Genomic DNA, 9009 nt, shown 5'->3' with positions numbered 1-9009 from the left:
GCGGCCGGTTTCGTCTATACGTTTCTGGGCCTGGCGGTGAAGATCAAGGGCACCGGATTCATTGATCGACTGCTGCCACCGGTGGTGATCGGCCCGGTGATCATTTCCATCGGCCTGGCAATGGCGCCAATCGCCGCCAACATGGCGATGGGCAAGGCCGGCGACGGCACCGAGCTGATTCACTATCAGACCGCGATGCTGATCTCGATGCCGGCGTTGCTTACTACCCTGATCGTCGCGGTGTTCGGTAAAGGCATTTTCCGCCTGGTGCCGATCATCTCCGGCGTATTAGTGGGTTTTGCCATGGCCTTTTTCTTCGGCGTCGTCGACACCGCAAAAATCGCCGCCGCCCCCTGGTTCGCCCTGCCGGCCTTCACCGCGCCGGAGTTCAACTGGCAAGCGATCCTGTTCATCGTGCCGGTAGCGCTGGCGCCGGCCATCGAACACATCGGCGGGGTGATCGCCGTGGGTAGCGTGACCGGTCGCGACTACCTGAAAAAACCCGGCCTGCACCGCACGCTGTTCGGTGACGGTATCGCCACCACCGCAGCCGGCCTGTTCGGCGGCCCGCCCAACACCACCTATGCCGAAGTGACTGGCGCGGTGATGCTGACCAAGAACTACAACCCGAAAATCATGACCTGGGCCTCGGTCTTTGCCATCAGCCTGGCGTTCATCGGCAAGTTCGGCGCCCTGCTGCAAAGCATCCCGGTGCCGGTAATGGGCGGGATCCTGTGCCTGTTGTTCGGTTCGATCGCGGCGGTGGGCATGAACACGCTGATCCGCCACAAGATCGACCTGGGCGAAGCACGCAACCTGGTGATCGTTTCGGTGACGCTGGTGTTCGGCATCGGCGGCGTACTGGTTGGCACCGGTACCGGCCCGGACGACTTCGGCCTCAAGGGCATCGCGCTGTGCGCCGTGGTGGCGATCGCGTTGAACCTGATCTTGCCGGGCAATGATGGCTGGAAGCAGAAGAAGACGGACGAGCCGCTGATTTGAGTTTTCGTCGTCAGTCAGAAGCTTCGCGAGCAGGCTCGCTCCCACAGGGGATGTTGTGAACACAAACTTTGTGACCACACGCTTTTTTTGTGGGAGCTAGCCTGCTCGCGAAGGGGCCGCTGATATCTACAACGCCAGCGGCGCCCGTTCGCAAAGGGTGCTCAACACCTTCGCCCACTGCGGCTCATCATTGAGGCACGGCACCAGCACCAACTCCTCACCTCCCGCTTCGCGGAACTGCTCACGCCCGCGATCGCCGATTTCTTCCAGCGTCTCGATGCAATCGGCAACGAATGCCGGGCACATTACGAGGATTTTCTTCACGCCGCTTTTGGCCAGTTCGTCCAGGCGCGCCTCGGTATAAGGTTCGATCCACTTGGCCCGTCCCAGTCGCGACTGGAACGACACCGACCATTTGCCATCCGCCAGCCCCATCTGCCGGGCGAACAGCTCGGCGGTACGAATACACTGGGCGCGGTAACACGTGGCGATGACTTCCGGCGGCGCGTTCCGGCAGCAATCGGCGTCCTTGAAGCAGTGAAAGCCTGTAGGGTCGAGTTTGGTCAGGTGCCGCTCCGGCAAGCCATGGAAGCTCAGCAGTAAATGGTCGTAATCCTGCATCAGGTACGGCTTGGCGCTGGCAACCAGGGCATCGATATATTCCGGCTGGTCATAGAAGGGCTGGAGAATCGAGAACTGCACCTTGAGCTTTTTCTCGCGCACGACCCGCTTGGCTTCTTCGATGACCGTGGTCACGGTGCTGTCGGCGAACTGCGGATACAGCGGCGCCAGGGTGATTTTTGTGTGCCCCTGGCTTGCCAGGCGCACCAGGGTCGATTCGATCGATGGCTCGCCATAACGCATTGCCAGTTCCACCGGGCCCTGGGTCCATTGTGCGTTCATGGCCTGTTGCAGGCGGCGACTGAGGACCACCAGCGGCGAACCCTCTTCCCACCAGATCGAGGCATAGGCGTGGGCCGACTGCTCGGGGCGCTTGACCAGGATCAGCGACACCAGCAACCGCCGCACCGGCCATGGCAGGTCGATGACGTAGGGGTCCATCAGAAATTGGTTGAGGTAGCGGCGTACATCGGCCACCGAGGTGGAGGCAGGCGAACCCAGATTCACCAGAAGCAACGCGTGATCGGTCATGCAACGTCCTATTTCAGAGGCGACCCGACAAATCTTCCAGGGCCGCAGGCAACTCAGTGAACCGGAATGAAAACCCCGCCGCCTGCAACCGGGCGGGCGTGGCGCGCTGGCCGCCCAGCAACAGCAATGACAACTCCCCCAACGCGATTTTCAACGCCAGCTCCGGCATCGGCACCACGGCCGGGCGATGCAGCACGCGCCCCAAGGCCTTGGCGAAATCGCGGTTGCGCACCGGGTTCGGTGCGCAGGCATTATAAGGACCGCTGGCATCACTGCGGAGCAGAAGAAAATCAATCAGGGCGATTTGATCGTCGATATGAATCCAGGGCATCCATTGCCGGCCGCTGCCGATACGCCCGCCCATAGCCAGTTTGAACGGCAGCAACAGCCGCGACAAAAAGCCGCCCTCGGCAGACAGGACCAGGCCGGTGCGAACCAGCACCACGCGTATGCCCAGCGCTTCGGCACGTTGCGCGGTTTCTTCCCAGGCGATGCACAACTGGCTGGCGAAGTCTTCGCTCACCGGCCCGGACTCTTCGGTCAACTCCCGCTCGCCGCCGTCGCCATACCAGCCCACCGCAGAGCCGGAAATCAGCACCTGCGGTTTCTGTTCGCAACGCTCCAGCCAGGCCAGCAGAACCTCGGTCAGCGTGACGCGGCTGCTCCACAGCAGCATCTTGCGTTTATGGCTCCACGGCCGGTCGCCGATAGGCGCGCCGGCAAGGTTGACGACCGCGTCCACCGGTTCGCCAAGCTCATCGAGGCTGGCGATACCGCGCACCTGCGCGCCGCAGATTTTCGCCACCTGTTCGGGCCGACGACTCCAGACCGTCAGGCGATGTCCCTGCTCCAGCCAGTGCCGGCAGAGTTGACGTCCGATCAAACCAGTACCGCCGGTCAGCAATATGTGCATGAGATGTTCCTCGGCTCGCGTTTTACCTGGCCCATTAGTCTATTTTTATAAGTAGGCATTTTTCATATCGGACAGGGTCTGTACCTAACAATAGGACAACCCGCCAAAACGCGAACGGTAAAACTTATACCAAAAACCAGAATTGTACAGGATTAAACGACGGCGTAGTCTGTACAGAAAGGTAAACGAGGCCCTCATGACTGTACCCATCGCAATCATCGGCACCGGCATCGCCGGACTTTCAGCCGCCCAGGCCCTGACGGAGGCCGGGCATGTCGTTCAACTCTTCGATAAAAGCCATGGCAGCGGCGGCCGCATGTCGAGCAAGCGCAGCGACGCCGGCGCACTGGACATGGGCGCACAATATTTCACCGCCCGGGATCGGCGCTTCGTCACGGAAGTCCAGCGCTGGCAAGCCAACGGCTGGGCGGCGGAATGGAACCCGCAGCTCTATCACTTCCAGGATGGGCAGATGAGCCCCTCTCCGGACGAGCAGACCCGCTGGGTCGGCACTCCGCGCATGAGCGCCATCACCCGCGCCCTGCTCGGTGAGCTGCAGGTGCAGTTCTCCTGCCGTATCACCGAGGTCTTTCGAGGCCAGGAACACTGGCACTTGCAGGACGCCGAAGGGTTTACCCATGGTCCGTTCGGCCAGGTCGTGATTGCCACGCCCGCGCCCCAGGCCACCGCATTGCTCGCCGCCGTGCCGAAACTGGCCGGCGTCGCCGCCGGGGTGAAAATGGACCCCACCTGGGCAGTGGCGCTGGCCTTTGAACAACCCTTGGATACGCCAATGGAAGGTTGCTTTGTCCAGGACAGCGCCCTCGACTGGCTCGCCCGCAACCGCAGTAAACCAGGGCGCGATGCCAAGCTCGACACCTGGGTGCTGCATGCCACCAGCGACTGGAGCCGCCAGCACATCGACCTGCCCAAGGAAGCGGTGATCGAGCATTTGCACGGCGCCTTCGCAGAACTGCTGCACAGTGCGATGCCTGCGCCGAGCTTCAGCGTGGCGCATCGCTGGCTTTATGCCCGCCCCGCCGGCAGCCACGAATGGGGCGCCCTGGCCGACGCCGACCTCGGTTTGTATGTGTGCGGAGACTGGTGCCTGTCCGGCCGGGTCGAAGGTGCCTGGCTCAGTGGCCAGGATGCCGCCCGTCGCTTGCACGCCAGCCTTCAGTAGGCGCATTACGCAGGCCATCCGCTGCTGTCACGAAAGGCAGCAGCTCGCCGGCAAGGTCACAACATGCTCTTGGATTGGAACAATCGGTTGACTTGTCTACGTACAGACCTATGATGAAAATATTGTACAACAAATAATACCTGTACAAGATTTGCCAGCAGAGGTCGCCCATGCCCAACGAAGCTATCGCCAAACCGAAAATTGCCATCAGCGCCTGCCTGATGGGTGCCGAAGTGCGCTTCAACGGTGGTCACAAGCAATCGCCGTTGTGCAGCCGCACATTGGTCGAGTACTTCGATTTCGTGCCGGTGTGTCCGGAAGTCGCCATTGGCCTGGGCATCCCGCGCGAGCCGATCCGGCTGGTCGGCAATCCTGCGCATCCCAACGCGGTCGGCACGGTGAAGCGAGACCTCGACGTGACCCAGCCATTGGCCGATTACGGACAACAGATGGCCGCCGAGCTGGATGACGTCTGCGGCTACATCTTCATGCAGAAGTCGCCGTCCTGCGGGCTGGAGCGGGTCAAGGTCTATGACCGCAACGGCGTGCCACAGGACGGCGGCGGTCGCGGCGTCTACGCCCAGGCCTTTTGCGAGCGCCACCCCGATCTGCCGGTGGAAGAAGACGGCCGCCTCAACGATCCAGTACTGCGCGAAAACTTTCTGACCCGGGTATTCGCCTATGCCGCCTGGCAACCGTTGCGCCGTAGGGGGCTGACCCGACGCGACCTGATTGAATTTCACTCACGCTACAAGTACCTGTTGATGGCCCACAACCCGGAGCAATACAAGGCGTTGGGCAACATGCTGGGCAACATGGGCAAGGCCGATCCCGACGAACTGGGCCAACGCTATTTCAGCGCGCTGATGGCGGCCTTCAAGAAATGCGCCACCCGACGCACGCACACCAACGTCCTGCAGCACCTGAGCGGTTATCTCAAGCGCGCCATTGACGCCGATGACAAGCAGGAGGTGCAGCACCTGATCGGGCAGTACCGTCTCGGCATCGTGCCGCTGGTGGTGCCGCTGACACTGCTCAAGCATCATCTGCGCCAGCACCCCGATCCCTATCTCGCGCAACAGGTCTACCTGCAACCGCACCCCGAGAACCTCAGCTTGCGAAACGCCATCTGATGAAGAACGAACTCGACTCCAGCGCCAGCGAAGACCTCGGCGCCGACTTCGCCAAGGCCCTCGCGCAGGGCTGGCTGCCCATCCGTGAAGTCGCCCGGCAAACCGGCGTCAATGCCGTCACGCTGCGGGCCTGGGAACGGCGCTACGGGCTGATCGTGCCGCACCGCACGCCCAAGGGCCATCGCTTGTTCAACCGCGAACATGTGCAGCGGATTCTGAGCATCCTCACCTGGATCGATCGTGGCGTGGCAGTAAGCAAAATAAAACCGTTGCTCGACACACCGCAGCCGTCAGGCGAGCCGTTGGAAGACGACTGGCAACGTCAGCGCCATGCCCTGATGCTGGCGGTGACGCAACTGGCCGAGCGTCAGGTCGATGAGTCGGTGAACCAGGCCATGGCGCTCTATCCGCCTTGGACTGTTTGTGAACAGTTGCTCCTGCCCTTGCTGGGCGAGTTGCAATTGCGCTGGCAGAGTCAGTTCGGCGCGCAGCTGGAAAAGGTCTTTCTGTACTCCTGGCTGCGCAGCAAATTCGGCAGCCGGATCTATCACAACAACCGCCAGTTGCGCGGCGCACCGCTGCTGATGATCAACCAGTCCGAGGTGCCCCAGGAGCCCCAGTTGTGGCTCACCGCCTGGCTGGCAAGCAGCGCCGACTGTCCCGTGGAGGTGTTCGACGGACCGCTCCCGGCGGGCGAGCTGGCTTTGGCGGTCGAACGTCTCAAGGCCCGCGGCGTGCTGCTGTATTCGAGCCAGGCACTGAACCTGTCGCAACTGCCCAGGCTGCTGGGCGGGCTCGACTGCCCGATCATCATCGCCGGCCCCGCCGCCTCGATTCACCAGGCCAAGCTGTCCGCCAGCGCGGCAATGAGCAACGTCAGTTGGGCCGAAGATCCGTTATCGGCTCATCGCGAACTGAGCCGCAGAGAACTCCTCTAGATGGAAAAAACCATGCAATTGGTCTGGCTGCGCAGCGACTTGCGCCTGCACGACAACACCGCCCTGGCAGCCGCCGCTGCCCGAGGCCCGTGCGCAGCGGTCTACCTGCCGAGCCCGAAGCAATGGCTGGCCCATGACGATGCGCCCTGCAAGATCGATTTCTGGTTGCGCAACCTCGCGGCATTGAGCACGACCCTGGCCGAACTGAATATCCCATTGTTGATCCGCAACACGGAGTACTGGAAGCAGGCTCCGCAAGCACTGGTCACGTTATGTCGCGAGCTGGGCATCGGTGCCGTACACGTCAACGAGGAATACGGCCTGAATGAAACCCGGCGCGACGCCGACGTCGCCCAGGCGTTGAAGGAAGAGGGCGTGGAGTTTCACAGCCATCTCGACCAGCTCCTGTTCAAGCCCGGCAGCGTCCTGACCAAGACCGGCAGCTATTTCCAGGTGTTCAGCCAATTTCGCAAAGTCTGCTATAGCCGCCTGCATTTTTCATTACCGGACCTGGTGCCCGCGCCTGTCCGGCAGGCACCTACCGCCATTGCCAGCGATCCGCTGCCGACGCAGGTCGAAGGGTTCAACCCGCCGAGCGCGGCGCTGCGTGACCTCTGGCCCGCCGGCGAAAGCGAAGCCCGGCGCCGGCTGGAGTCGTTCGTCGAGCAACACATCGATTACTACCAGAGCGAACGGGATTTTCCGGCCAGACCCGGGACCAGCCAGCTATCGGCCTATCTGGTGGCCGGCGTGGTTTCACCGCGCCAGTGTCTGCACGCCGCGCTGCAGACCAATCAGGGCGAGTTCGAGAGTGGAAACGTCGGCGCCGTGACCTGGATCAACGAGCTGCTCTGGCGCGAGTTCTATAAACACGTTCTGGTGGGTTTTCCACGCGTATCCCGCCACCGCGCGTTCCGTCCGGAAACAGAAGCCCTGGCCTGGCGCAACGATCCCCAGGCACTGGCGGCCTGGAAAGAAGCCCGTACAGGCTTGCCGATCATTGACGCCGCCATGCGCCAATTGCTGGAGACCGGCTGGATGCACAACCGCCTAAGGATGGTGGTCGCGATGTTCCTGACCAAGAATTTGTTGATCGACTGGCGCGAAGGCGAGCGCTTTTTCATGCAACACCTGATCGACGGTGACCTGGCGGCAAACAACGGCGGCTGGCAGTGGAGCGCCTCGACCGGCACGGACTCGGCGCCCTGGTTCCGGATTTTCAACCCGTTGAGCCAATCGGAGAAATTCGACCGCGAGGGATTGTTCATCAAACGCTGGCTACCCGAACTGAACGATCTCGACAAGCCGGATGTCCATAACCCGAATACCCGTGGCGATTTGTTTGACGCGGTGGAATACCCCGCTCCGATCGTTGACCTCAGCCAGTCCAGGGCCCGCGCCTTGGCGGCGTTCAGAAACCTGCCGACTCGGCGGGACGCCGGTTGAATTCGTGCGGTGAACGAACGTCGGCCAGCCGATGCAGGCTGCCATTCTCGATAGTATGGCGATAGGCTCGTGAAACCAGCGCGCATCGTCCGGTAAGAAGGAGTGAGACATGGGTTTGACATCGCCGCGGCGATACTGGCTGACCGGCGCCGGTAATGGAATCGGCGCTTCGCTAGCCGAATCGATACTGCGCACCGGTGCTCACCTGGCTGTCAGCTCTCGCCTGCCGTGCGAAGCCTTCTCGGCGAAGTACCCTGGGCAAGTCCTGATCGTGGCCGGCAACTTGACCGACAGTCAGGCCGTACGCGAGGCGGGCGAGCGAATCGCCCGGGAATGGGGCGCCCTGGATACCGTGATCATCAACGCCGGAACCGCCGAATACATCAGCGGACACCCCGTCAACCCATCGATCGTCGAGCACATCGTGCGCAGCAACCTGCTGGCCGCCAGCTTGTGTATCGAGGCGGCCTCGCCATTGCTGCGCGCCGGCAACGGGACCCATCTGGTGGGCATCGCCAGCCCGCTGACCTATCTGCCGCCCTCGCAATTCGAGGCCGGGGACCAGGGGATGCGCTATCTATTCGAATCGGCTCGCGGCGAACTGGCCCGCGATGGCATTGACGTGACCATCGTGCATCCGGGATTCGACAACTCATCGCCGGCCGTCGACGGTGGCTTGCCGCCGTCGGTTCGATGGTCTGCTGAAACGGCGGCCCAGCATATCCTGACCCAACTGACCGAACGTCCCCTTGAAGTGATCCTGCCCGCCATGACCATGAACCTGCTCTGGCCATTGCCCTCGAACGACACGGTGCTGGCGGGCGCGCATTCACGTTCGGACAGCTACCAGTGCCCGATCAAGGGACACCCCTGATCAGCGCGCTTGCCTTACACTGCGCGCCATGAAGACCATCCCGCTGCACGAAATCCCCGCCCCCGCCGTCACCTGTTCAACGTGTGCGGCGTGCTGCTGCCAATTGGAAGTGATGTTGATCACCGACACCGGCGTGCCCGAGCGCTTCATCGACACGGATGACTGGGGTGGAGAAGTGATGCTGCGTCTTGACGACGGCTGGTGCGCGGCGCTGGATCGCGACACCATGAGGTGCACGATCTACGAAAAACGTCCGCTGATCTGCCGGGAGTTCGAGATGGGTGCGCCGGAGTGCCTGGAAGAGCGCCAGGGCATTGCAACGGCGTATAGATAGAACAAGCTTTTATGTGGGAGGGGGGGGGGGGGGG

9 protein-coding genes are annotated in these 9009 nt (G+C 62.3%); 7 read left to right on the top strand and 2 right to left on the bottom strand.

Features of this window, described 5'->3' with window-relative positions; all coding sequences use genetic code 11:
* The coding region (locus ACE04F_RS09145; protein WP_486106046.1) for a uracil-xanthine permease family protein at positions 1–1002 on the top strand (1002 nt) is incomplete at its 5' end.
* A gap of 126 nt (positions 1003–1128) precedes the next feature.
* Here ACE04F_RS09145 and hemH read toward each other — a convergent pair.
* Positions 1129–2154, bottom strand: a complete 1026-nt coding sequence (hemH, locus tag ACE04F_RS09140; protein WP_486106044.1) for a ferrochelatase — start codon at positions 2152–2154, stop codon at positions 1129–1131.
* A 13-nt stretch (positions 2155–2167) separates the two neighbouring features.
* Positions 2168–3067 carry a TIGR01777 family oxidoreductase gene (locus ACE04F_RS09135; RefSeq protein WP_486106042.1) on the bottom strand — a complete coding sequence of 300 codons (900 nt, stop codon included), beginning with the start codon at positions 3065–3067 and terminating at the stop codon, positions 2168–2170.
* Positions 3068–3263: 196 nt separating this feature from the next.
* Between ACE04F_RS09135 and ACE04F_RS09130 the strand changes: the two genes are divergently transcribed.
* From ACE04F_RS09130 to ACE04F_RS09105, 6 genes are all read left to right on the top strand, one after another.
* Positions 3264–4250, top strand: coding sequence for an NAD(P)/FAD-dependent oxidoreductase (locus ACE04F_RS09130; protein WP_486106040.1), 987 nt, complete (start codon positions 3264–3266; stop codon positions 4248–4250).
* A gap of 170 nt (positions 4251–4420) precedes the next feature.
* Positions 4421–5383 (top strand): YbgA family protein, encoded by a 963-nt coding sequence (locus ACE04F_RS09125; RefSeq protein ID WP_486106038.1) that lies wholly within the window; start codon positions 4421–4423, stop codon positions 5381–5383.
* Positions 5383–6321, top strand: coding sequence for a MerR family transcriptional regulator (locus ACE04F_RS09120; protein WP_305498859.1), 939 nt, complete (start codon positions 5383–5385; stop codon positions 6319–6321). Before ACE04F_RS09125 ends, ACE04F_RS09120 begins: the two co-directional genes overlap by 1 nt.
* Positions 6322–6333: 12 nt before the next feature.
* Positions 6334–7767: a deoxyribodipyrimidine photo-lyase gene (gene phrB / locus ACE04F_RS09115; RefSeq protein WP_486106036.1), complete on the top strand. Its 1434-nt coding sequence runs from the start codon at positions 6334–6336 to the stop codon at positions 7765–7767.
* 109 nt (positions 7768–7876) lie between these two features.
* A complete protein-coding gene (locus ACE04F_RS09110; protein ID WP_486106034.1) occupies positions 7877–8641 on the top strand; it encodes an SDR family NAD(P)-dependent oxidoreductase in 765 nt (254 codons plus the stop codon).
* 28 nt (positions 8642–8669) lie between these two features.
* Positions 8670–8975, top strand: a complete 306-nt coding sequence (locus tag ACE04F_RS09105) for a YkgJ family cysteine cluster protein (protein WP_434571853.1) — start codon at positions 8670–8672, stop codon at positions 8973–8975.
* Positions 8976–9009 lie beyond the last annotated feature (34 nt).

The sequence above is a fragment of the Pseudomonas sp. AGC41 genome (assembly GCF_057334555.1).
Note: the sequence above shows the minus strand (reverse complement) of the source record. Positions and strands in the feature narration are given on the sequence as shown.